Origin of the sequence: Lawsonibacter sp. LCP25S3_E2 (genome assembly GCF_052117285.1) — a bacterium.
Classification (GTDB): domain Bacteria; phylum Bacillota; class Clostridia; order Oscillospirales; family Oscillospiraceae; genus Lawsonibacter.
On sequence record NZ_JBQKJL010000013.1, the window covers coordinates 31,020 to 55,170 of the forward strand.

Annotated in this window: 21 protein-coding genes, 1 pseudogene and 2 riboswitches; of the genes and pseudogenes, 21 read left to right on the top strand and 1 reads right to left on the bottom strand. The window is 58.0% G+C overall.

Annotation, left to right across the window (positions count from 1 at the left end):
• Positions 1–52 precede the first annotated feature (52 nt).
• From ACTQ3R_RS11555 to ACTQ3R_RS11655, 21 genes and pseudogenes are all read left to right on the top strand, one after another.
• The gene (locus tag ACTQ3R_RS11555) at positions 53–4,432 is read left to right on the top strand and encodes an S-layer homology domain-containing protein (protein ID WP_441779409.1); all 4,380 of its coding nucleotides are present in this window, start codon (positions 53–55) and stop codon (positions 4,430–4,432) included.
• Between the two features lie 255 nt (positions 4,433–4,687).
• Complete coding sequence (locus ACTQ3R_RS11560) at positions 4,688–5,632, top strand: S-layer homology domain-containing protein (protein ID WP_325284746.1); 945 nt, start codon at positions 4,688–4,690, stop codon at positions 5,630–5,632.
• A gap of 297 nt (positions 5,633–5,929) precedes the next feature.
• Entirely contained in the window at positions 5,930–6,211 is a 282-nt protein-coding gene (locus ACTQ3R_RS11565; RefSeq protein WP_325284745.1) for a helix-turn-helix domain-containing protein, read from the top strand.
• A 624-nt stretch (positions 6,212–6,835) separates the two neighbouring features.
• Positions 6,836–6,979: a hypothetical protein gene (locus ACTQ3R_RS11570; RefSeq protein ID WP_325284744.1), complete on the top strand. Its 144-nt coding sequence runs from the start codon at positions 6,836–6,838 to the stop codon at positions 6,977–6,979.
• A 77-nt stretch (positions 6,980–7,056) separates the two neighbouring features.
• Complete coding sequence (locus ACTQ3R_RS11575) at positions 7,057–8,628, top strand: recombinase family protein (protein ID WP_441779408.1); 1,572 nt, start codon at positions 7,057–7,059, stop codon at positions 8,626–8,628.
• The gene (locus ACTQ3R_RS11580) at positions 8,628–9,371 is read left to right on the top strand and encodes a recombinase family protein (protein WP_441779407.1); all 744 of its coding nucleotides are present in this window, start codon (positions 8,628–8,630) and stop codon (positions 9,369–9,371) included. The genes ACTQ3R_RS11575 and ACTQ3R_RS11580 overlap by 1 nt, the downstream gene beginning before the upstream one ends.
• The gene (locus ACTQ3R_RS11585) at positions 9,368–10,987 is read left to right on the top strand and encodes a recombinase family protein (RefSeq protein ID WP_325224750.1); all 1,620 of its coding nucleotides are present in this window, start codon (positions 9,368–9,370) and stop codon (positions 10,985–10,987) included. Before ACTQ3R_RS11580 ends, ACTQ3R_RS11585 begins: the two co-directional genes overlap by 4 nt.
• A gap of 16 nt (positions 10,988–11,003) precedes the next feature.
• Entirely contained in the window at positions 11,004–11,750 is a 747-nt protein-coding gene (locus tag ACTQ3R_RS11590; RefSeq protein ID WP_441779406.1) for a metallophosphoesterase family protein, read from the top strand.
• Between the two features lie 152 nt (positions 11,751–11,902).
• A pseudogene (locus tag ACTQ3R_RS11595) lies at positions 11,903–12,238 on the top strand (DUF1016 N-terminal domain-containing protein); the annotation flags it as partial.
• Positions 12,239–12,326: 88 nt separating this feature from the next.
• Positions 12,327–12,806 carry a low molecular weight protein-tyrosine-phosphatase gene (locus ACTQ3R_RS11600; RefSeq protein ID WP_325224744.1) on the top strand — a complete coding sequence of 160 codons (480 nt, stop codon included), beginning with the start codon at positions 12,327–12,329 and terminating at the stop codon, positions 12,804–12,806.
• Positions 12,793–13,683, top strand: a complete 891-nt coding sequence (locus ACTQ3R_RS11605; RefSeq protein ID WP_325224741.1) for a BRO-N domain-containing protein — start codon at positions 12,793–12,795, stop codon at positions 13,681–13,683. Before ACTQ3R_RS11600 ends, ACTQ3R_RS11605 begins: the two co-directional genes overlap by 14 nt.
• A gap of 333 nt (positions 13,684–14,016) precedes the next feature.
• Positions 14,017–14,751 carry a hypothetical protein gene (locus ACTQ3R_RS11610; RefSeq protein ID WP_441779405.1) on the top strand — a complete coding sequence of 245 codons (735 nt, stop codon included), beginning with the start codon at positions 14,017–14,019 and terminating at the stop codon, positions 14,749–14,751.
• A gap of 99 nt (positions 14,752–14,850) precedes the next feature.
• Positions 14,851–15,486: a YcxB family protein gene (locus tag ACTQ3R_RS11615; protein ID WP_441779404.1), complete on the top strand. Its 636-nt coding sequence runs from the start codon at positions 14,851–14,853 to the stop codon at positions 15,484–15,486.
• 221 nt (positions 15,487–15,707) lie between these two features.
• Complete coding sequence (locus ACTQ3R_RS11620; protein WP_441779403.1) at positions 15,708–16,634, top strand: LysR family transcriptional regulator; 927 nt, start codon at positions 15,708–15,710, stop codon at positions 16,632–16,634.
• A 152-nt stretch (positions 16,635–16,786) separates the two neighbouring features.
• On the top strand, positions 16,787–18,028 hold the full coding sequence (gene gltS / locus ACTQ3R_RS11625; protein ID WP_441779402.1) for a sodium/glutamate symporter: 1,242 nt from the start codon (positions 16,787–16,789) through the stop codon (positions 18,026–18,028).
• Positions 18,029–18,116: 88 nt separating this feature from the next.
• A complete protein-coding gene (gene ftcD, locus ACTQ3R_RS11630) occupies positions 18,117–19,031 on the top strand; it encodes a glutamate formimidoyltransferase (RefSeq protein ID WP_441779401.1) in 915 nt (304 codons plus the stop codon).
• Positions 19,032–19,047: 16 nt separating this feature from the next.
• Entirely contained in the window at positions 19,048–19,683 is a 636-nt protein-coding gene (locus tag ACTQ3R_RS11635; RefSeq protein WP_441779400.1) for a cyclodeaminase/cyclohydrolase family protein, read from the top strand.
• Between the two features lie 58 nt (positions 19,684–19,741).
• A riboswitch (THF riboswitch) is annotated at positions 19,742–19,835 on the top strand.
• Between the two features lie 102 nt (positions 19,836–19,937).
• The gene (locus ACTQ3R_RS11640; protein WP_441779399.1) at positions 19,938–20,531 is read left to right on the top strand and encodes a HutD family protein; all 594 of its coding nucleotides are present in this window, start codon (positions 19,938–19,940) and stop codon (positions 20,529–20,531) included.
• The gene (locus ACTQ3R_RS11645; protein WP_441779398.1) at positions 20,524–21,390 is read left to right on the top strand and encodes a bifunctional 5,10-methylenetetrahydrofolate dehydrogenase/5,10-methenyltetrahydrofolate cyclohydrolase; all 867 of its coding nucleotides are present in this window, start codon (positions 20,524–20,526) and stop codon (positions 21,388–21,390) included. Before ACTQ3R_RS11640 ends, ACTQ3R_RS11645 begins: the two co-directional genes overlap by 8 nt.
• A 19-nt stretch (positions 21,391–21,409) precedes the next feature.
• Positions 21,410–22,675 carry a bifunctional folylpolyglutamate synthase/dihydrofolate synthase gene (locus ACTQ3R_RS11650; RefSeq protein WP_441779397.1) on the top strand — a complete coding sequence of 422 codons (1,266 nt, stop codon included), beginning with the start codon at positions 21,410–21,412 and terminating at the stop codon, positions 22,673–22,675.
• Positions 22,676–22,687: 12 nt separating this feature from the next.
• A riboswitch (THF riboswitch) is annotated at positions 22,688–22,786 on the top strand.
• 78 nt (positions 22,787–22,864) lie between these two features.
• A complete protein-coding gene (locus tag ACTQ3R_RS11655) occupies positions 22,865–23,422 on the top strand; it encodes a folate family ECF transporter S component (protein ID WP_441779396.1) in 558 nt (185 codons plus the stop codon).
• A 60-nt stretch (positions 23,423–23,482) separates the two neighbouring features.
• Here the strand turns inward: ACTQ3R_RS11655 and ACTQ3R_RS11660 are convergent, their stop codons facing one another.
• Positions 23,483–24,151, bottom strand: a complete 669-nt coding sequence (locus ACTQ3R_RS11660) for a YoaK family protein (protein ID WP_441779395.1) — start codon at positions 24,149–24,151, stop codon at positions 23,483–23,485.

Genomic DNA, 24,151 nt, shown 5'->3' on the forward strand with positions numbered 1-24,151 from the left:
CAGATGCCGGATTTCCATATAAAAGCAAGACGATTTTTCAAGGAGGAAGAATATGAAAAAACGAGTATTGAGTATGCTCATGGCGCTGGCTCTGTGCCTGAGCCTGCTGCCCACAGCGGCGCTGGCGGCAGCCCCGGAGGAACAGTTTTCCGGTCTCACCCCCGGCGGGACCTATTGGTTCGACCTGTCCGGGGCGGGCATTCCGGGCGAAAAGAACGGAAATTTGCCGGACGATTCCCTTCACTGGGTTCCCTTCACCTACGCGGGCGCCGTGGACGCCTATGTGCTGAAGGCGGCTTCCAGCGGTGTAAAGAACGCTTCGGAGCAGGCGGCAAGCACGAATGACCCCAATGGGCAATACGGCTACACCTATGACCACAGCCTGTTTATCGCGGACTACGCCGTGACCCATAAGGTCAGCTGGGATACCCTGAATGGGGAGAAACTGATTTTTGGAAAGAGCTATACCAGCGGCGGCGTGGACTACACCCTCCGCGCGCCCTCGGCGGGGAGCAGCGGCGACGGCGATTCGGGCGGCGCCCCGAGAAGCAACGAGTGGGACGCGATTTTGGACAAAAACAGCGTTGATATCAAAAACTGGAACGGTATGTATTCCTGGGGGCAGGATACTGCTGACCTGGTTGACCAGTATGATTCTTCGTTTCGCGCGCACCGTGGGTACGACCCGGCCCGCGGCTGGGATTCCGGCGATGCTACGATCCAGTTCGCGGTCGTCGGTTTCCGCCCCGTCCTTGAAATTCTGAACCCTGACACACTGGGCCCTGACAGCCTGACGACCGTCACGCTGGACCTGAACGGCGGCTCCATCGGCTCCATCACCGGGACGGTCAATTTGGCGGTGAAGTCCGACTTCAATCTTGCCCTCCCCGGCGGCAAGGACGTAACCCGCCCCACCGGGAATACCGGCGCCTACTTCAAGTGGCAGGACAGCAACGGCAACTTCTACGAGCCGGGCGAGCCGGTCCCCGCCAACGTGACCCGCCTGACCGCCCTGTGGGCGCCGCCCGAACAGTTTTCCGGTCTCACCACCGGCGGAACCTACTGGTTCGACCTGTCCGGGGCGGGCATTCCCGGCACGGTGAACACCGGAAACATCCTTGGCGCGACTTCCTTGCCGGATACGACGCTCCACTATGTTCCCTTTACTTATGCCGGAACGATAGAAGCCTACAAGCTCACATCGGAGATGGCAACGACTGAGGGATATGCAGAGCAGAACAAATATCCCCACAGCCTGTTTGTGGCGGACTATGTCGTAACGAATGATGTAAGCTGGAATACCCTGAATGAGAAGAATCTGATTTTTGGAAAGAGCTATACCAGCGGCGGCGTGGACTATACCCTGTGTGCGCCGTCTGTGGGAAGTGGTTCTACAGGTTCGGACGATTCCGAACGCATCGTGCCCCAAAGCAATGAATGGGACACGATGCTGAACAAGGACGACGAATATATCCAAAACTGGAATGAAATGTTTTCGTGGGGACAGGATACTTATTCTGGCGACGCGTCGTACCGCGCGGTTCGCGGGTACTATTCGGCCCGCTCCTGGAATTACCGCAGAGCTGCGTACTGGAACGCGATCCTCGGTTTCCGCCCCGTCCTTGAAGTCCGGAACGCTGAGACACTGGGCTCTGACGGGCTGAAAGCCGTTACCCTTGACCTGAACGGCGGCCATGTGGGACGTGATGCTACTGCTGTTACTGTCAATTTGGCGGTGAAATCCAGCGGGACATACACCGCTCCCAGCAGCGACGGCCTGACCCGCCCCACCGGGAACGACGGCGCCTACTTCAAGTGGCAGGACAGCAGCGGCAACTTCTACGAGCCGGGCGGCACTGTCCCCGCCGACGTGACCAGCCTGACTGCCCGGTGGGAAAAGCAGGTTCCCACGCTGACCGCCCCCACCGCAAACACTCTGGTCTATAACGGCAGTGCGCAGGCGCTGGTCACCGCCGGTACTACAGCGGACGGCACCATGCAGTACAGTCTGAATAATACAAACTGGAGCGACAGTGTTCCCACCGGCACCACCACCGGCAGCTACACCGTTTATTACAAGGTCGTGGGCGACAGCAACCACACCGACAGCGAGCCGGCTTCGGTCAGCGTCACCATCGCGCCCAGGTCCATTGCGGACGCTTCGGTCACGCTGGGTGAATCGCTGACCTACAACGGCTCCAGCCAGACCCAGACGGTTACCGTGAAGCTTGGTGAAGTGGATATCACCAGCTCCTGCAACGTGTCCAACAATGTGCAGACCAACGCCGGCAGCTACACCCTGACGGTCACGGCCAAGGACGGTTCCAACTACACCGGCAGCGTGACCAAGGACTTCACCATCGCCAAAAAGTCCATCACGCCCACCATTGAAGTGAGCGGAACCTACACCTTCACCGGCAGCGCCATCACGCCCGCCTTCACGGTGAAGGACGGCGACACCGCTCTGACCGCAGATGATTACACCGCCGTTTTCGCCGACAACATCAACGCCGGCAGCGGCAAGGTCACGGTCACGGAAAAGACGACCGGCAACTACACCTTCAGCGAAGCGCAGCAGAGCTTTACCATCGGCAAGGCCGCCGCGCCGACGCTGGACAACATTTCTGTCAGCCAGAAGTACACCGTGACCACCCAGCAGAGCAAAGACATCGGCCGAGCGGGGATGCCTGATGACGCCGGCACCCTGACCTATACCAAAGGAACCATGTCCTGTGGTGATGTCGTTTCTATAACCGACTGGGATGTGGATAACACCGGAAAAGTGACCTACACCCTGTCCAGCAGCATGCCCAGCCGCGCGACCCTGCGGGTGGTCATCTCCTCCGACAACTATGAGAACGCCACCGTCGAGGTCAATATCGAACTGACGGAAAAGGATGTTCCCACGGTCAGCGCCAACGACATCACCGTGGCCTATACCGGCTCCGCTGTTCCGGACAGCGCCATTACCGGCACCGCCAGCGTGGAAGGCAGTTGGAGCTTCAAGAACGCGGCTCCCGTGAAGGTTGCGGACAGCAGCGACAGCGTGACCGTGGTGTTCACCCCCGCGGACACGGACACTTATGAAACGGTTGAGGATTTCATCAAGGTGACCATCAACAAGGCCACCCCCACCGGAACGCCCGCTTACACCGCCATCACCACCGGCGGCAAGACTCTGGCGGACGCGGCGCTGGCTATCGGCACCATCACGCCGACCGGCGGCTCCATCGCGTGGGACGTTGCCGCCGACACCGCTGTGACAGCCAACACCGCCTACAACTGGACTTATACCCCCACCGACCCGGACAACTACAACCATCTGACCGGCAGCATCACGCCTTATGTGGTGTCCTACTCCGGTGGAGGCTCCTCCGGCAGCTCCAACACCACCACCAAAACGGAGAAGAACCCGGACGGCTCCACCACCACGACCGTGACCGACAAGAAGACGGGCACCGTGACCGAGACCACCAAGAACACCGACGGCAGTACCACCGTTGTGGAGACCAAGAAGGACGGCACCGTCACCGAGACCAACAAGACCGCTGACGGCACCACCGGCACCGTGGTCACCGACAAGAACGGCAGCGTAACCGAAGTGAAGTCCACCGTTTCCACTGCTGCCGCGAAGGAAGCCGCCAAGACCGGCGGGGCCGTGACCCTGCCCGTGGAGGTTCCCGCTGTCAAGACCACCGGGGACGCTCCCGCCGTGGAGGTTTCCGTGCCCAAGAGCACCGGCTCCGTCAAGGTGGAGATCCCCGTGGAGAAGGTCACTCCCGGCACTGTGGCTGTCATCGTGAAGGCCGATGGCACCGAGGAGATCGTCAAGACCTCCATTCCCACCAAAACCGGCGTGGCGCTGACCCTGGATGGCTCCGCCACTGTGAAGGTCATGGACAACGCCAAGAAATTCTCCGATGTACCCGCAAGCCACTGGGCCGGCGACGCAGTTGCCTTCGCCTCCGCCCGGGGCATCACCGGCGGCACCTCCGACACCACCTTCTCTCCGGACGCTTCCTGCACCCGCAGCCAGATCGTCACCTTCCTGTGGCGGGCCGCCGGGTCCCCTGAGCCCAAGGGCTTGAGCAACCTTTCCGATGTTCCCGCCGACGCCTACTACGCCAAGGCGGTGGCCTGGGCATTGGAGAACGGCATCACGGGGGGAACCGGCAATGGCATGTTCAGCCCCGACGCCACCTGCACCCGTAGTCAGAGCGTGACCTTCCTCTATCGCGCAGCCGGGTCTCCCACGGCTTCTGATGACATCGCGTTCGGCGATGTTACCGCTGAGAGCTACTATGCCGACGCCGTGGCCTGGGCCGCGCAAAACGATATCACCGGCGGCATTGGCAGCGGGCTCTTTGGACCTGCCAATGAGTGCTCCCGGGCTCAGATCGCGACCTTCCTCTGGAGGGCCATGGCTGAGTAAATCAAGCAACTGCCAGATCATCCATTCGCTGGCATAATTCCACAAAGGACAGCGCGGCGGACGGTCAACAACACCGGCCTCCGCGCTGTTCCCTTTTCACCCCAGGAAACTCTGTACGCCATTCACACGCCGACCATTCAGGCCCAGTCCTCCAGCGGTTCTTCCTCCGGTGGCGGAGGATCTTCCTCTGGCGGCTTCAGCAGCTTCGGCGGCGGTTCGTCCTCTGACCGTGACAATTCCGGCAGCACCGGAAAGGTGGAGACCACCACCAAGCCCGACGGCACCAAGGTCCAGACCGAGACCAAGAAGGACGGCATCAAGGTGGAGACCACTACCGCCAAGGACGGCAGCACTTCCAAGACCACAACCAATCCCAACGGCAGCTCCGTCACCGAGAACAAGGCCGCTGACGGCTCCACCGGCACGGTGAAGACCGACAAGCACGGCCAGACCACGGTGGAGACCCAACTGAGCGGCAAGGCTATCGAGGACACCAAGAAGAACGGCGAGCCCGTCAAGGCCCCTGTTGAGGTCGAAGCCACCCGGAATTCCAATACCGCGCCCGTGGTGAACATCGGAGCACCCAAGAGTGCAGGTGAGACCAAGGTGGAGATCCCTGTCACCAATGTGAAGCCCGGCACCGTGGCCGTCCTCGTCCATCCTGACGGCACGGAGGAGATCTTGAAGGACTCCGTTCCCACGGAGGACGGCATCCGGCTCACCGTGGACGGCAGTGCAACGGTGAAGATCGTGGACAATTCCAAGGACTTCATCGACACCCGTGAGCTCTGGTCGAGGGATCAGGTGAACTTCGACGGCTCGAACCCCAACGGCAATGTCACCCGTGAGCAGCTTGCCGCCATGCTTTATCGCTATGCCGGGTCTCCCGCTGTGAGCGGCTCCCTGCCGTTCTCCGATGCGGGCAGCGTGAGCGATTACGCACAGAATGCCCTCATTTGGGCGACGCAAAACGGCATCCTCAACGGCTATGCGGATGGGCGCGTTGTGCCTGCGGCAAACTCCCAGCGCTCGCAGGTGGCGGCTATGATGGCGCGGTTTATCCAAGAACGCAGAGTAAACAAACCACCTTCCCATCAAAGCAGCTTTCACAAGGACGAATCGGAGGGCACTTATGATTGGATATTGGATGAATTCGCCTGTCTCCCTCTCCGCCTCCGCGCGCGGTCAAATGGGCCGTAAGGACCGTCCGACGAGATAAATCCATATTAGGCAAAGCTGTAAAGTGAGGGCATCTGCGTTGCCCGAAAGGGCAGCCGACTTCTAAACCACGGCAAGATAGCGGGGCGCGTTGTCCTGTGGCTGCCCCGCCGCCTTGCCATGTGCAAGTACAATCGCATAGAAAACGAGAGCATCGCCGTTGGTATGTCATACCGCGGCGATGCTCTTTTTCATAGCCATGTCGTTCTCCGCTGCCGCGGCCCGCCTCCGACTTCTGAAATTTGGAACTTACAAATTTTTCAGAAACGGAGGAAGAATATGGGCTTTGAACAAGGGGCTTACGGCGCGAGGATCAAGCAGCTCCGCATCGGCAAGGGACTCACGCAGGAGCAGCTTGCGGAGAAAATGAACGTGACAGGAACCTATATCGTGAAGATCGAAAACGGTCAGCGGACGGGATCGGTGGAGCTTGCGGTTGAATTGGCTGTTTACTTTGGCGTTTCTCTGGACTATCTTTTGCTGGGCGGAGAGCACAGCGACAAAAAGCGGGCTGTCCAGATCGTGATCGCGTTTCTCTCTGAATTGGAGGCAGAACTGTAAAACCTGACTAAGAGTGTAAGAAACCTGCCATCTTGTCTCTGTTGCGCGGCAATATTTAGAGCTACAATTAGACCAAAGCTAAAGACAGCTTTTCATCTGAACCTTGAAAAACACCGCCCCAGGCGGTCATATCCGGTGACTGGAATACCTTTGCTGACGGCGTGAGCGTCAGACCGGGTGCGCGAGGACCACCTGTGCGGATCATTCTCCGCATATTAGGACGGCCAATGGAAGGTGCAGAGCGATACCCACCCAGGTCAAATGCAGCTTTGGCAGGCTGCTTCGCCATGACCCCGTCAGCTTACAATGATACTCCTGTACGCAGCTCCGAGAGAGCCTCGGAGGGGTGAAACCCCCGTGACGCGCGCCAGCGCGGTTCCAGCCGCCGCCCTTGCCTGGGGAAGTAGTGTCGAATACAGGCAGCAACGCAAGAGCAAGAGGGCCGCTCCGCAAGGAGCAGTTCCGCCCCGATACGGAGCGGCCCTTTCCACCTTGCGGCAGAAGTATGGGGATCGTCCGCTTCTTTCTTTTATTTGGACGGCCTGTGATCGATTTCTCTCCTTATCCACCGGACGATCCTCATATTTGTGCCGCAGGGCAAAATCCAGAAAAAGAGGTGCTGACATGGATCAGAACATCAATTATTACGGCATCATCCTTCTGCTGCGCCAGCTTTTGGAAAGCGGCAGCTTCAGCGAAAAGGAGCTGCGGAGGGTGGCGGCACGGATCGCCGCAGACAGCGGCGCGGACATTATGATTTCTCTCTGATTTTTCTTCAACTTTCAGTAGCTTTCTGAACAAGGCTGTGGTAGTGTTTGTGTTGCGAAAACAGGAGGTGAACAGGCATGGCGGAAAAGCATCTGACAGACGGCACAACGGCACTGGCAGCGCAGCCCCGCGTCATCAAGATCGAGGCGGCGGAGAAGCCGGAAAACGCGCGGCTGCGGGTAGCGGCCTATACCCGTGTCAGCTCTGACTCCGATGACCAGCTCAACTCCTTCGCGGCGCAAAACCGCTACTACGCCGAGCTGATCTCCGGCAAGGCTGAATGGCGCATGGTGGATATCTACGCCGACGAGGGCATCACCGGCACCTCCGCCGCAAAGCGGGAGGACTTCCAGCGCATGATGGCGGACTGCCGCAGAGGGCTCATCGACCAGATCCTCGTCAAATCCATCTCCCGCTTCGCCCGGAACACAAAGGACTGTCTGGAGGCGGTGCGGGAGCTGAAGGAGCTGGGCGTCAATGTCCGCTTCGAGCGCGAGGGCATCGACACCGCCAATGTGAGCAGCGAGCTCATCACCGCCATCTATGCCGCCTTCGCCCAAAAGGAGAGCGAATCCATCTCCGGCAATATGCGCTGGAGCTATCAGCGCAGGATGGAAAGCGGCGAGTTCAACACCTGCCGCGCCCCCTGGGGCTTCCGGCTGGACGGGAAAAGCCTTGCTGTCCACGAGGAGGAGGCCGAGATCGTGCGGCGCATCTTCCTCGAATACCTCTCCGGCAGGAATCCGCGGGAGATCGCGGAAATCCTGAACGCCGAGGATACATCGGGACGGATATGGAAATATAAGTCTGTGGATTACATCCTGCAAAATGAGCGTTATGCAGGCAATGCCCTGCTGCAAAAGCGATACACGACCGCCACCCTCCCCAAGCAGCAGAAGATCAACCACGGGGAGCGCGAAATGTACTATGTGGAGGATAGCAACGAAGCCATTATTCCACAGGAGCTATTCGACCGCGCAAAAGAACTGCGGAAAAGACGCAGCGTCGGGCAGGCTGTCACCCATGGAAGGCTCTGCGTCCAGATGCGCTGCTCCTGCGGTTCCCGCATCCGGACAAAGCGGGTCAATGGCAGATGGTACTGGTGCTGCTGTCGGCACGATGAAAAAGGCGACTGCGCCATCAAGCCCGTGCCGGAAGCGCAGACGGAGGAAGCCTTCTGCCGCCTCTACTATAAGCTCAAGCATCAGAGCCTCCCCATTCTGGAGCAGATGCTTGAAACCCTCCGGACGATCCGTGATCGCAGACTGCTCTGGAGCGAGGACATCGTTTCTCTCAACAAAAAAATATCCGAACTCTCCAGTCAGAATCAAACGCTGGCCTTTCTCAAGCAAAACGGTCTCGTTGATCCTGACATTTTTATATCCAAAAGCAACGAGCTGATCCGTAAGCTCCGACAGGCCAAGCTGGACAAAGAGAAGCTGATGGATGCCGAGGGGGATGCCACCGCCCAGCGGACGCGGGAGCTGATAGCCCTGCTGGAGGATGGGCCGGACTTCCTCGACCACCCCAACACAGAGCTGTGCGGCGCGCTGGTTGCGGAAATCATCGTGGAGAGCAACGATGCTCTCCGCTTCCGCCTGCATAACGGGCTGGAGCTGCGGGAATCCATTGAGAGGACGGTGCGATAATGGGAAACCGAAAGCAGCCCTTCGGCTACCGTATGACGCTGGGCGAGATCACGATCCTGCCGGAGGAAGCGGATCTGGTACGATTTATCTTCCAAGGCTACAGCACGGGAGCCACGCTGGGGGAGCTGACCAAGGCACTCTGCCGACAGGAGATCCCCTACTATGCGGGGCGGACATGGAACAAGAACATGGTCTCCCGCATTTTAGAGGATGACCGGTACATCGGAGAGAAAGGCTATCCGGCGCTCATCGAGCCGGAGCAGCTCCGCGCGGTAGCGAAAAAGAGGATGGCAAGAGCCTGTCCGCCGCAGAAAACGCCAGCACAAAAGGCTCTGCGTCGGCTCTGCGGCGCACCACCTCCCGCGCGGGTTGAGAAGCTCGTCACCGACCTGCTCAACGAGCTCATACGCTGCCCGGACCGCGTCCGGCCAGCGGCATCCCAAGTAGCCACGGCCTGCGGAAAAACACGGGAGGAGCTGAACTCCGCGCTGGAGCGGCAGCCCATCGACGAGGACAACGCCAGAGCGTTGCTCCTTCAACTGGCGGCAGAGCAGTACGACACCATTGGGAACACGGAATACGAAACCGTGCGGCTGCGGCGGCTGCTCACCGGTCGAATGCCCATGACGGAGCCGGATGCGGAGCTGCTGCAAAGCGCGGTGTCAAAGGTGCGAGTGACGAACAAATGCGTGACCGTGACGCTGAAGAACGGACAGGTCATAGAGAGGAGAGATGAGCCGTGAACGAAACCGCCCCAAGAGTCATTAAGATCCCGGCAAAGCCGGAGTCAGAATGGAAAACGGATGCTCAGCGGCAGCTCCGGGTAGCCGCCTACTGCCGGGTCTCCACCAAGGAGGAGGATCAGGCAAACAGCTACGAGGCGCAAAAGGAATACTACACCGACAAGATCATGTCCAACCCCGCGTGGACCATGGCGGGCATCTTCGCCGACAAGGGCATCACCGGCACCTCGGTGAAAAAGCGTGAGGACTTCATGCGTATGATCCGCCACTGCCGCCAGAGGAAGATAGACGTCGTCCTCACCAAATCAGTCTCCCGCTTCGCTCGCAACACGGTGGACTGCCTCTACTACACACGGGCACTCAAGGAGCTGGGCATCGCCGTCATCTTTGAAAAGGAGAACATCAATTCGCTGGAGGAGGACAGCGAGCTGCGCATCACGCTCTCCGGCGCCTTCGCGCAGTCTGAGAGCGAATCCATCTCCGCCAATGTCGCATGGGGGAAACGCCGCGCTATGGAGAGCGGAAAGGCGACCATCCAGTACAAATACCTCTATGGCTACCGCAGGGGCGCGGACGATAAGCCGGAGATCATCCCGGAGGAGGCGGAGGTCGTCCGCTGGATCTACGAGCGATACCTCGCCGGGGCCAGTACACGGATGCTGCGGGACGAGCTGCATGAGCAGGGCGTGATATATTCCGAGAAGTCACCGCAATGGACGCTGCCTCATATCAAGAGCATCCTGCGGAATGAGAAATACTGCGGCGATGTGCTGATGCAGAAGACCTTTCAGCAGGATGTCATCAACCGCAAGGTCATCAAAAACACGGGGCAGCTCCCCATGTACCTCATAGAGAACCACCACGAGGGCATCGTCAGCCGCGAGAAGTACGATGCGGTGCAGGCGGAGATGGCGCGGCGCAAGGCGGCAAAAAGTCCCTCCAAGAGAGCCTCCACCGGTCTTGCCGCTTACACCAGCCGCTACGCCCTCTCGGACCGTCTGGTGTGCGGCGAGTGCGGAACGCTGTACCGCCGCTGCACATGGACGCGCCCCGATGGAAAGCGGGTCGTGTGGCGCTGCGTGAGCCGTCTGGACTACGGCAAGAAATACTGTCACAGTTCGCCCACGCTGGATGAGGCACCGCTCCAGCAGGCGATCATAGCCGCACTCAACACCGTCCTGCCGGACTTGGATGGCCGCATCCGCCAAATCACGGAGGCGTTGGAGGCGGAGGTCATCCCGTTCCCCGGCAGCGGCATGAGCCTTGGCGACATCGACCGCAGACTGGCAGAGTTGGAGGCACAATTCCAAAAGCTGCTGGAAAAGGCGGCGGATGATCCCATCGCCTATGGGGATCAGTTCAAGGAGATACTGGACGAGCAGACCGCGCTAAAGGAGCTGCGGGCAACCATCCTTGCCGAGAGCAAAGAACACGCTGAAGCGGATCGGCGCATCAAGGATGCCGCGGGGATGCTGGAAAACGCCGTGCCCCACATCGCGGAATGGGACGAGAGTGCCATCCGGCAGCTGGTGGCACAGGTGAAGGTGCTCTCCAAGAACGAGATCAGCGTGACGCTCAAGAGCGGCATCGAGATCCGCCAGAGCATATCAAACTAAAAAAGGAGATGGAAAAATGGTATTTGTGACCGGCGATTGTCACGGAAATTTTGCAAGGTTTGAGCAAAAATGCTTCCCGGAACAAGCGAACATGACGAAGGATGACACGGTCATCATCACCGGCGACTTCGGCGGCGTGTGGTTTGGCGACAGCCGCGACGATGAAACGCTGGACTGGCTGGAACGCCTGCCCTTCACGCTGGTATACGTCTGCGGCAACCATGAAAACTATGACGCGCTGGCGAGATACCCCGTAGCGGAGTGGCGCGGCGGCAAGGTGCACCGCATTCGTCCTCATGTGCTGCACCTGATGCGCGGCCAGATCTTCGAGCTGGAGGGTTACCGCTTCTTCACCATGGGCGGCGCAAAAAGCCACGACATCGAGGATGGGATTCTGGAGCCGGATGCCCCGGATTTTGAGCGAAGGCTCATGACGCTCCAGCGCAAGCCCAGAGCGAGATACCGCATCAACCATATCTCATGGTGGGCGCAGGAGCTGCCATCCGATGAGGAATACGCCGAGGCGCGGCGAAACCTCGACGCGGTCGGCTGGCAGGTGGACTACATCATCACCCACTGCGCTCCCACCAGCATCGCCCTCATGGGGACCCGTCACAACGAGGCGGACCGGCTCACGGACTTCCTGCAAGAGGTACGGGAAAGAGCAAAATACCACTACTGGCTGTTCGGCCATTATCATGACAACAAAGCCATTGATGAAAAGCACATCCTACTCTGGGAGCAAATCGTGCGGGTCATCTAAAGCAGGTCAAAGCAGAGGAAAACACGGTGACACCGCCGTGCTTTTCTCTGCTTTGAGCGTTGATCAGGCGCACCGCGCCGGAAAGGAGAAAGCCCATGAATATCCGCAAGCCAACAGACTACACCGCCATGTTTGCCGCACTGGACGCGCTCATGGCAGCGCAGCTCCCGCAGATGGAATTGTACTGCGAGATCGGTCGGCTGGTCAGCCGCAGGAGCGAAAAAGGCGCGGCTGTCGCGGCGTCGGAATACCTGCAAGCGGCCTATCCCACAGCCGAGGGCTTTTCTCCCCGCAATGTGCGCCGTATGCGCGCGTTTTACGCAGCCTACGAGGAATCCCCTGAAATCATGCGGCAGGCGATGTGCCTCGGCTGGACGCGGAATGTGGCGATTTTAGAGGGGTGCGGTAGCAATGAGGAACGGGCGTGGTACATCCGGGCCGTGCTGCACTTCGGCTGGAAGAAAGCAAAACTGCTGGCCGCCATAGAATCTCAGGCGTGGCTGCATTCTTCTCTCGACGAACAGGCGGTTTCCTGCTATACTGGTGAAAAAGATGTAACACGGGAGAGCGAATGCAATGAAAAAGATACTCTTTGTGTGTCATGGGAATATCTGCCGCAGCCCCATGGCCGAGTTCGTGATGAAGGACTTGGTGCAGAAGGCGGGGCTGGCGTCACAATTCCATATCGAGTCGGCAGCTACCAGCCGGGAGGAGCTCGGCAACCCGATCTATCCCCCGGCGCGGCGCAAGCTGGCGGAGCATGGGATCTCCTGCGACGGCCACGCGGCGCGGCAGCTCACCAATCAGGACTACGACAAGTACGACCTGCTGATCGGCATGGACAGTGCCAATCTGCGGAATATGCACCGTATCTGCGGCGGCGACTTCGCCAGCAAGCTGCGCCTCCTGATGGACTACACCGACCGCCCTGGCGATGTTGCCGACCCGTGGTATACCGAGGACTTCGAGGCAACTTGGCAGGATGTGCTGGAAGGGTGCCAGGGACTGCTGAAAGAATTATTGCAGGAGCGAGGTGAACAGAATGGCGCAGAATGATAAGATCCAGCTATTCGAGGACAAACGCATCCGCACGGCGTGGGATGAAGAAAAGGAAGAATGGTACTTTTCCATCGTTGATGTGGTGGCTGTTCTAACCGACCAGCCAGACCAACGCGGCGCAAGTAACTATTGGGCGAAACTGAAGCAGCGTTTGAAAGAAGAAGGCGCAGATCAGTTGCTGACAAATTGTCAGCAACTGAAAATGAAGTCGCCCAAGGATGGAAAACGCTACAATACCGATGTGGCTGATACGGAGCAGCTCCTCCGTATCGTCCAATCCATTCCTTCTCCAAAAGCAGAACCGTTCCGCACCTGGTTAGCACAGGTTGGTCGGGAGCGCATTGAGGAAACCATCGACCCGGAGCTGACCATCGAGCGGGCATTGGAAACCTATCTCAAAAAGGGGTACACCCGTGAGTGGATCAACCAGCGGCTGCAGGCCATCCAAGTCCGTAAGGAACTGACAGATGAATGGGATGCACGCGGCGTGCAGAAAGGCGTGGAATACGCCATCCTCACCGATGAGATATCCCGCGCGTGGTCGGGGATGTCCACCCGCCAGTACAAAAACCTGAAAGGGTTGAAAAAGGAAAACCTCCGTGATAACATGACCACGCTGGAGCTGGTGCTGAATATGCTGGCAGAGGCCACCACCACACAGTTTTCAAAGGATCGAAAGCCCACAACTTTTCAAGAAAATCTGGAAGTAGCCAAAGCTGGTGGTCAGGTCGCCGGACGAACAAGGAAAGATATTGAGTCACAGTCCAATACGCCGGTCATCTCCCCGAAGAACGCCGCGCAGCTCAATCAGGTCGTGACTGACCTTCTGGAAGGAGCAGCCGCGGATACGAACGAGATGCCAGAGAAAAAATAGCGTTTTTGTATAACGGTTTTTCATGCGGCCAATTGGCAGCGTTTGAATGCGCCTATCAAAAAAGTTTGAGAAAAGTTGAAAAAGACCGGAGAATTCCGACATACACATGGTATTTTTGAGCCGGGGGTTCAAAAATCTACAGTGGTACAGCATGACACGTCGGAGCAAGCGATATAAAGCTTGCTCCGACGTCTTTTTATCTTCTTGACACATCGGAATAAGAGGCATATAATACCTCTTGAAAAGAGGCGTTGGTGTAAGACTGGAGCAGGAGAGCTGCGAGGGGACTGTGCACCCGGCCATGGAACAGAGCTTGAAAGGAGTGGGAAGGGGATGACATGGCAGGACGAATTTATCAAGGCTTGTCTGAAAAAGGTGCCGGATGGAGAGTACCGGCGACGGAGTGAAATGGAGCTGCGGGAACACCTTGAATCCCTGGTCCAAGAACGAAACGCAGCGGGGATTGGCGAGGAACAGGTCCAGCAGGAGGTCCTCTCCCGGATGGGAGACCCGGTCCGGCTGCAGAAGGCTTATCGGGCGGAGGGCTTGCGGCGAAAAGCACTGGAGCCCCGGTATACAGTGGAATGCTGGCTGCTGGGTGTGGTGTGGATGGATCTTTGCTGGTTTGTGTTATGGTTATTGCTGGCAGCGGTGGGTTTTTACAATGATTCGGGGGCATTTCCGCTCTACGGCCACCCAGAGCGTATCGCCTTTGTGGGAGTAGTGCTGGCAGTTTTTCCGACGCTGGCCAGTGGCTGGTCTTTGTCCAGCGCCCTGCGGTTTCATCCCCGTCCGAGACGAATGGTTTGCATCTGCCTGGGACTGATCTGGTTGGTGACTTGTTTCGAGCAGATGGGAGTCAGTGCCCTGGCCTATGGTATCCCTGTGTGGAGGCTGGGGGCGTTATTTGAGCGGATTTCCGGTGGTACCGACCCCACCTTTCCCTGGTTTACCCCTCTGTATGCGGGGCTTTGGCTGGTGTGGTGCTTGATGCTGGGAATAGGACTGCCATGGGTACACCAAGCCTTAGAGACATACCGGACAGGGAAGAGACCCGGCTGGAATTAAGAGTTATTCAGAATTTCTTCATGATGTACAAGTGCTCTCTATGCTATACTCTCCTGGATGATCAGATGGATTTTTCTACGTGACGGAAAGGAGCCCATCATGGAGTTTTTGTTTCAACTTTCTCCCTATTGTGATCCGTCTTTGAAGGAGCAGGTCAGCAGTGCTCTTGAGAAACAGACAGAATTGCGCGCAAGAGCACAGTACCCGAAGCTGTGGCGCATAACCGACTGTTGTAGTGCCAGAAAAGGGAACAAGACTCTTTCCCCAAAACAGCGGATACGGTATCGGATATACGGTGTTTTACTGGTTGTGATGGGGATCGTTCTGGTTGTCCCAGGACTGATGGAACCAAAGGAGTTGTTGCTTCCCCTGATCGCTGGGATTGCGGGGATTTTGACGGGGCTTTTTACCCTGTGGGTCGTTGGTGGGAAACAGAGGCAGGACAAGCAGTTTGACCAAGCCGCTGAAAAACTGCTGAAGGGCTTTGCGGCCCCTCTTCCGGCACAGGTGCGCTTTACTGAGGAGGGGATGGAGCTTGCGGGAAAGCTGGCAGTCTCCTATCCTGAGATTGATTTTGCAGCTGAGACAAAGGACCTGTATCTGCTGACTTGGCACGAGAAGGTGACCATTTTACAAAAGAAAGACCTTAGGGCAGAGAACAAAGCGTGTTTTACGTCCTTTCTGCGAGAACAAATAAGTGGTCACGGAACCTTTTACAGCGTTTCACCTGAATGAGTTCACTGGACTCCCAAAGCGTGGGGAAGGAAAGCGTGGAAGCGAATGTGGCAAGTGTGCGGACAATTCCGGGAATTGTACTGGAATTGTCCGCTTCTTTTGTGAAAATGTGATGAAAATCTGACAAGACTGAGGGAGAGCTTGTGTTTTTTACGAAAGTTGATATAATAAAATATACAATAATACTTCCATTGCTATATATAAAAGGTATGGTGAAAGCGATGAATTTCAGACAACTGGAATACTTTGCCGCGGTCGCTGAGGCCAAGAGTATCTCCCGAGCGTCACGGGAACTCCATGTAGCCCAACCCCCGATCAGCCGCCAGCTGGCCCTGCTGGAGGATGAGCTGGGGGTGCAGCTGTTTCTGCGCAATAACAAGGGAATTGAGCTTACTGAGGCAGGGCGGTGTCTCTACCAACAGAGCGAGCAAATGTTCCAGAATCTGCGGTTAATGGCGGACAGCGTTCGGGATGTGGATGCGGGACTGCGGGGCCAGGTGAAGCTGGGGGTCATTTATTCCGACCTTCCCATGGTGATGGAGCATTTGAAGGTCTATCACCAGGAGTATCCCCAGGTGGAACTCTACATCCGCATGGGCTCTCCCAACGACCTCATCGACGATCTGAACCGAGGAAAACTCCATGTGCTCTACCTGCGCAGCCAATCGGAGGAGGCAACGGGCCTGGGGGAGAAGATTTTAGGGGAGGATTCTCTGGAGCTGGTGATGAACGGGCAGACCGATCCCGCTCCTGGGCAGAGTACCGTTCCCATTGAAGCATTGCGCGGGGTGCCCATGTGTCTTCTGCGGGGCGATGACCTGTGGGGTTACAGCAACAACCTGAAAAATGAGTGCCAGCGGGCAGGATTTACCCTGGAGGTGGTCTGCCAGTGTTATGACACGCCTATGGCTATGCAGATGGTTCAGGCAGGATTTGGAGTAAGCTATCTGCCCAGGTCGATTGTCAAGACTATGCCCAATTCCGGGGTATATACAAAGCCGGTTCAGGGGTTGGCAGCCAGGTCTTATCCCGTGCTGGTTTGGACGGAAAATATCTACTATGCCAGCTGTGTCAAGCGCTATATCGCAATGGCCGGCGGAGGCAAGGAAAAGCTACCCCGTCCGGGAGAGGAAAAACCATTGTTCTGATTAAAATTATTAATCGGATTGCAAAAAACACCTTTGCCGCAGGGTTGAAAAATTGGTGATAATTTAATATAATAAATAAGTAATTCTAGGCTGAATGGGGAGAGCGTTCAGCAGAATCACAGAACAATTTCATCATAAAGGAGAGAGAAACTATGACGTTTGAAATCGTGGAAAATGTCCTGACTATCAATACCAGTGCCATCATGACGACGGCAATGGCAGCTATCGTTTTGCTGATCGGTTACTTCATCAAGAGCAAGGTCAATGCGCTGAACAAGTACTGTATTCCTGCTCCTGTGGTGGGTGGCTTCCTGTTTATGTTTGTCACATTCGCCGGCTATATGGCCAATGCGTTCACCTTTAACTTTGATACCTCCTACCAGGACCCCTTCATGCTGGCGTTTTTCGTCACTGTGGGTCTGGGTGCCAGCTATAAGCTGCTGGCCAAGGGCGGAATCCTGCTGATTATTTACTGGCTCATCGCGGGCGTCATCTCCATCTGCCAGAACACCCTGGGCATCGCTGTGGGTAAGCTGGTAGGCCTGGAGGCCCCCTATGCCCTGCTGTCCTCCGCCATCTCCATGATCGGCGGTCACGGTGCTGCTCTGAGCTATGGCGGCGACTTTGTGGAGATGGGCTATAGCCAGGGTTCTCTGGTAGGCGCTGCCGCGGCTACCTTCGGCCTCATCTCCGCGGTGCTCATCGGCGGACCTCTGGGCCGCCGCCTGATCGTCAAGTATGATCTGAAGCCCGATGAGAGCGATAACTTCACCTCCGATGTGGACAAGATCAACGCCGCCACCGGTGAGGCTCTGTCTGCCCTGGACGTGATCAAGAATGTCACTGTGATCCTGGTTTGTATGGCCGTTGGCACCCAGGTGTCCGGCTGGATCGGCTCTCTGATCCACATGAGCTTCCCCACTTACGTAGGCTCCATGTTTGTGGCCGTGATCGTACGTAACCTCAATGAGGTGTTCCACTTCTATAACTTCAGCTTCTCCCTGGTGGACGGCATCGGCGATGTGATGCTCAACCTGTATCTGGCCATCGCCCTGATGACTCTGAAGCTGTGGGAGCTGGCTGGCCTGATCGGCGGCGTGTTCGTGGTCGTGATGTGCCAGGTGATCTTCATGGCCCTGATCGCCTACTTCGTGGTTTTCCGCCTGCTGGGCAAGAACTACGATGCCGCGGTTATGTGTGCCGGCCTGTGCGGCCACGGCCTGGGCGCCACCCCCTCCGCCATCGTGAATATGACCGCCGTGACCGAGCGCTACGGTATGTCCCGCAAGGCGTTCATGGTGGTTCCCATCGTAGGCGCCTTCCTGGTGGATATTCTCTATCAGCCCCAGACGCTGATGTTTATCCGCTTCTTCGTTCCCGGTTTCGAGGGATAATCCATTTTGACACTCAAGCCATGGGCCAGACTCTCCCAAACCCGCGGCTGAGGAATATGTATACTTAAATATGTAGGAGGAAAACGAAATGGCAAAGTTAGTTGAGTGCATCCCCAATTTCAGCTGCAGCAAGGAAAAGGACGAGGCTACTTATAACGCTCTGGTAGAGGCCGCCAACAGCGTGCCCGGCTGCACCCTGTTTGATGCCCAGACCGACGGCAACCACAACCGCTGCGTGTTCACCCTGATCGGTGAGCTGAGCGCCATCGAAGAGGTGGCCTTCCGCCTGACCAAGGTCGCCACCGAGCGCATCGACATGAACAAGCACAAGGGCGAGCACAAGCGCATGGGCGCCACCGATGTTATCCCCTTCGTGCCCCAGTCCAAGGACGTGACCGTTGAGGAGTGCGTGGAGCTGTCCAAGCGCGTGGCTCAGCGGATCTGGGACGAGCTGAAGGTCCCCTCCTTCCTGTATGAGGACTCCGCTACCCGTCCCGAGCGCCGCAACCTGGCTACCTGCCGCAAGGGCGAGTTCGAGGGCATGCCCGAGAAGCTGCTCCAGGAGGATTGGGCTCCCGACTACGGCGAGCGGAAGATCCACCCCACCGCCGGCATCACTGCCATCGGCGCCCGTATGCCCCTGGTCGCCTTCAACATCAACCTGGCTACTTCCGACGTTGAGGTCGCCAAGAAGATCGCCAAGGTCATCCGTGGTTCCTCCGGCGGCTTCCGCAGCTGCAAGGCCATGGGCTTCATGATGGAGGACCGCGGCATCGCCCAGGTTTCCATGAACATGGTCAACTATGAGGACACCCCCCTGTATGTGGTGTATGAGATGGTCAAGTCCCTGGCTGAGCGCTACGGCACTTACATCATCGACAGCGAGATCGTGGGTCTGACTCCCGCCAAGGCTATGATCGACTGCGCCGAGTTCTACCTGAAGGCTAAGGACTTTGATTGCCACAACCAGATCATGGAGTATCACCTCCTGGACATGAAGTAAGAAGGAGAAGCACGAGATGAAATTAGCTGAAATGCAGGTTTCCCAGTTTTGTGACGTTCTGGCCTCTGACGCTCCCGCTCCTGGCGGCGGCTCCACTGCCGCTCTGGAGGGTGCTCTGGGTGCTGCCCTGACCGCCATGGTCTGCGGCCTGACCACCGTGGGCAAGAGCAAGGAGAAGTATGCTGAGTATCAGGAGTTCGTCATCGAGGGCCAGAAGAAGGCCCTGGACCTGAAGGCCCGCTTTGTGGACGTGATGGACCGTGACACCGAGGCCTTCAACGTGGTCTCTGCTGCTTTCGGTATGCCCAAGGCCACCGATGAGGAGAAGGCTGCCCGTTCCGCCGCCATCCAGAAGGGCCTGGAGGGCTGCACCGCCACTCCCTTTGAGATGATGGAGCTGTCTCTGGAGACTCTGGAGCTCACTGCCGACCTGCTGGGCAAGACCAACGACAGCGCCGCCAGCGACCTGGGCGTGTCCGCCCTGTCTCTGCGTGCCGCCATCCAGGGCGCCTGGCTGAACGTGCTCATCAACATCGGCTCCCTGAAGAACAAGGAGCTGGCTGAGGACTATCGCAAGAAGGGCGAGGCCATGCTGGCTAAGGCCCTGCCTCTGGCGGACAAGATCTACGCCGCTGTGGAGTCCAGCCTCTAAGAAACACCATGCTCTCCCGGGGAGAAGCTCCCCGGGAGAGACACAATAAAATAAGCCCGACAGAGTAGGTTCAGCGCGTCAAGTGCCGCCGGATGGGAAGTTGCCGACGGACGAAGGAGCGATTCCGCGTTGCTGCAGCCCCCTCCGCTGCCATGGGAGATAAGCCCTCTTTGCGTGGCAGCGCCGCGTGGGAGGGACATTTTTTGCCCTTTCGCGCTGCGCAGGCCACCGGAAATAGAAAGGATGTGTCCCGAATGGAATGGACTTTGCTGACCCAGGAACAATATGTGACGACCCTCTGGTCTGGTGGTACCACCACTCAGCTGGCCATCGCCCCCGAGGGGGCGGTGTATGCCGACCGGGATTTTCTCTGGCGTTTGAGCTCCGCCAAGGTGGAGCTTCCCCACTCTGACTTTACCCCCTTGCCCGACTACAACCGCCTCATCTCCATTGTCAAAGGGGAGATGGAGCTGAAAATTGGGGACGGGGAGCGCTTCCCTCTGGAGCCCCTCCAGGTGTGCGCCTTTGATGGCGGCGTTCCGGTCGAGTCCTGGGGCCAGTGCTCTGACTACAACCTGATGATGCGCAAGGGAGCCTGTGAAGGCTGCGCCCAGGGGCTGAAGCTGAAGAAGGAGAGTTCTCTTACCTGGTCCGCCCCTGTCTTTGCCCCTCAGGCCCATAAGAACCTCACTCTGGCCGTTTACTGCGCCAAGGGTGATGTGACCGTAGGCGGAGTGACCGCCCAGGAGGGCCAGATGCTCTTGTGCCGTGAGGCCAGCCCGGAGTGGGTGGAGATGACCACCCAGAACGGCGCCGATCTTATGTGCGCGGCGATCTACTATGGCTGAGCTTCTCTCCGGCGCTCCGGTAGCCGCTGAGCTATGTGCGCGCGTAAGCGCCGGGGTGGCCCAGCTGCGAGAGCATGGGGTGACCCCAACCGTGGCCATTGTCCGGGTGGGGGAGCGCCCAGCGGATGTAAGCTACGAGCGTGGCTTCGCCAAACGGGCCCAGTCCCTGGGCATCGGAGTGGAGCGTCTGCTTCTGCCGGATACGGTGGGGGAGAGAGAGCTCATCGCGGTGCTGGAAGAGATCAACCAGAATCCACGCCTTCACGGCTGTCTCCTCTTTCGGCCGCTGCCAGGGCACTTGAACACCCCGGCTGTGCTGGGAACCCTTCGGCCGGAGAAAGACATTGACGCCATGACCAGTGCCTCTATGGGCGGGCTCATGGTTCAGGGGACCCCTGGTTTTCCACCCTGTACGGCCACCGCCTGTATGGAGCTGCTGGAGCACTACCAGATTGCGCTCCAAGGCCGGAATGTGGTCATGGTAGGGGCGGGGGTGACAGTGGGAATGCCCACTGCCATCCTGCTGATGAACCGGGGAGCTACCGTGTCCGTATGTAATATCTATACTGACCCCCAGCGCATGGCAGAGCTGTGCCGGGGGGCGGACATCATTATCTCCGCCGCCGGAAAGGCGGGGCTCATCGGTCAGGACCACCTCTCCCCTGGACAGGTGGTCATCGATGTGGGCCTGAGCCTGGGGGCGGACGGTAAGCTCCACGGAGACGTAGATTTTGAAGCGGCCGAGTCTGTTGTGGCCGCCATTACCCCGGTGCCGGGAGGGGTGGGGGCAGTGACCTCTACCGTCCTGGCTGCCCACACGGTCCAGGCAGCCCTTCGGGGGCAGAGCTTGGGCATTTAAGAGATAGGAGGCGCAGCCAATGACTGCCCAGGAAGCGGAACAGAGGATACACGAACAGGCCTGGATCGGCCGCACACCGGGTCTGGAGCGGACCAGGGAGCTGTTGGGACGGCTGGGTGATCCCCACATGGGGCTGAAATTTGTCCACATCACCGGTACCAACGGGAAAGGTTCTACTGCCGCCATGGTTTCCAGTGTTCTACAGAAGGCCGGGTTCAAAACAGGCCTTTACACCTCTCCTCACTTATGGTATTTCGGGGAGCGGTTCCAGATCAACGGTGTCCCCATTGCTGATACGGACCTGGGACGTATTACCGAGCTGGTGCTTAAGGCCGCCCAGAATATGACTGACCCAGCGACGGAGTTTGAGCTGATGACCGCTGTGGCTATGGTCTACTTTAAGGAGCAGAATTGTGACATTGTGGTGCTGGAAGTAGGCCTGGGAGGCCGGCTGGACTCCACCAACATCATTCCCGCCCCGGAGGTGGCTGTCATTACCAATCTGGGGCTGGAGCACACGGACCAGCTGGGACATACCATTCCTCTGATTGCCAAAGAAAAAGCCGGGATCATTAAGCCTGGCTGCCGCTGTGTCCTCTACCACCAGAGCCGGGAAGCGGAAGCAGTGGTGGAGGAGGTCTGCCGGGAAAAGGGCGTGGAGCTCACCGTCACCGACCTTGCATCCATCCAGGTGCTGGAGGCGGGGGCCCAAGGCCAGCGCTTCCTTTACCGGGGAGTGGAGTACCGTATCCCCATGGTGGGGGCTTACCAGGTACGAAACGCTTCCACTGCCATTGAAGTGGTGGAGGCCCTGCGCCGAGGAGGCTGGATGATTGCGCAAGAAGCCCTTTCCCAGGGACTGGCCAAAGCCGCATGGCCCGGCCGGATGGAGCTGGCACATCAAAAACCGGATCTCATTATCGATGGCGGCCATAACCCACAGTGTATGGAGGCCATCGCCCAGAGCCTTCCCCAGCTCTATCCTGGAAAGAAGATCCGCTTTTTGGTGGGCGTTATGGGAGACAAGGACTATGGGGATATGATGGACAAGCTTCTGCCCCTTGCCCATAGCTTTGTTACCCTCACGCCCGATAGCCCCCGTGCGCTGAGCGCCGGGGATTTGGCTGCCTTTCTGAAAAGGAAGGGGGCCCAGGCCACTCCATGTGAGAGCGTGGAGGAGGGTCTTCACACCATTTTGGCACAGAGTTCCCCCGAGGATGTAATTTGCGCCTGTGGTTCCCTCTATATGGTGGGGGAGCTGCGTCACTTGCTGGGTCTTTGTTAAGATCCTGTACGTAACAGAATAGGAGGGCCGCGTGAAGTGTCAGCCGGATGGGAAGTTGCCGCTGAACGAAAACCGATAAACGGTTGCGATGGTCCCTCCGCTTCCGCTGTCGTCAGAGGAATTCTCCTTTGCGGCAACAGAAGAGAACAGAGAAAATCCGTATGAAATGCCGAAAAGGAGAATATGATTATGAAGCACGCCAAACTCAAAAAGCAGGTGCAGATCATGGTGACCTGCGCCATGCTCATTGCAATCCAGATCGTCCTGGTACGTTTTATTTCCATTCAGACTCCCTTCCAGCGCATCAGCTTTGGCTTTTTGCCCCTGGCTATGGCCGGCATCCTCTTTGGTCCTGGTTATAGCTGCTTGGTGGCTGCCGTCGCTGACTTTTTGGGAGCTGTTCTGTTCCCCGTCGGCCCGTTCTGGCCCGGCTTTACCATCGTCACCGCCTGCTCCGGCCTCATCTACGGTCTGGTGCTCCATGAGAAGCCCGGCGCCAACTGGAGCCAGCGCAAGCGTATCTTCCGGATCATCCTGGCTGTGGCTATTATCAATATTTTTGTCCACATTGGCCTGGGTACCCTGAATTTGGCCATTATGTACAACAAGGGATTCCTGGTTCTGCTTCCCGGCCGTATCGCCAAGAACCTTATTATGATCCCCATTGAGTCCGCTTGCATTTCTGCCATGCACATGATGCTGGTGCAGCCCATGACCCGTCGGGGCATGGTGCCTGGTCTGCGCTAAACAGAAACAATCAGCCCCCGGCTCTCGCTTGAGAGCCGGGGGCTTTTTACGATTGGGATATTACTCTTTTACAGGGCGGAACAGCAGGAAAAAGACCGCCAGCAGAGGGAGACAGGCACAAAGGGCCGTCTGCGCCCCAAAGGCCAGAGACAGCCGCCCACAGAGGATTGCCCCCAGGGCAAAGGCCAGGATGAGCCGGTAAAAGACGGTAGCCTTTTCTCCGGACTGGGGGTCGGGGAGGGCCAGGAACTTATAGAGCAGCTCTGTGCCGCTTCTCAGGTTGCCCGTACACATAGTGGTGGCCCCAGCGCAGCCCCGGAATTTGCGGAAGGTCTCCAACTGAACGGCGCTGGTGAAGGAGATCAGCACATTTGCTGCCCAGTCGGGCTCTCCCTGGGGGAGAAAGGATACCAGCACCAGGACCCCACATTCTGCTGCCACCAGAAACTGCCGCCAGTGGAGCCAATTGGGCCGGCCGGACACATGGCGGCGGATGGCCTCGGCGGTGAGGATGCCAAAGAAAAAGGCCAGGATAGGCAGCAGATAATGGAAAGCCATGGACCACCGGCCCATGGACAGGTGGACGCACAGCTGAACGATGTTTCCTGTCTCAGCTGTGGCAAACACCGCACCCCGGTTGACAAAGCTGTATGCGTCCAGCATGCCGCCGGCAAAGGCCAGCAGCAGCCCTACCATCAGAGAGTCTGACATCTGTTTTTCGTGGGCCAT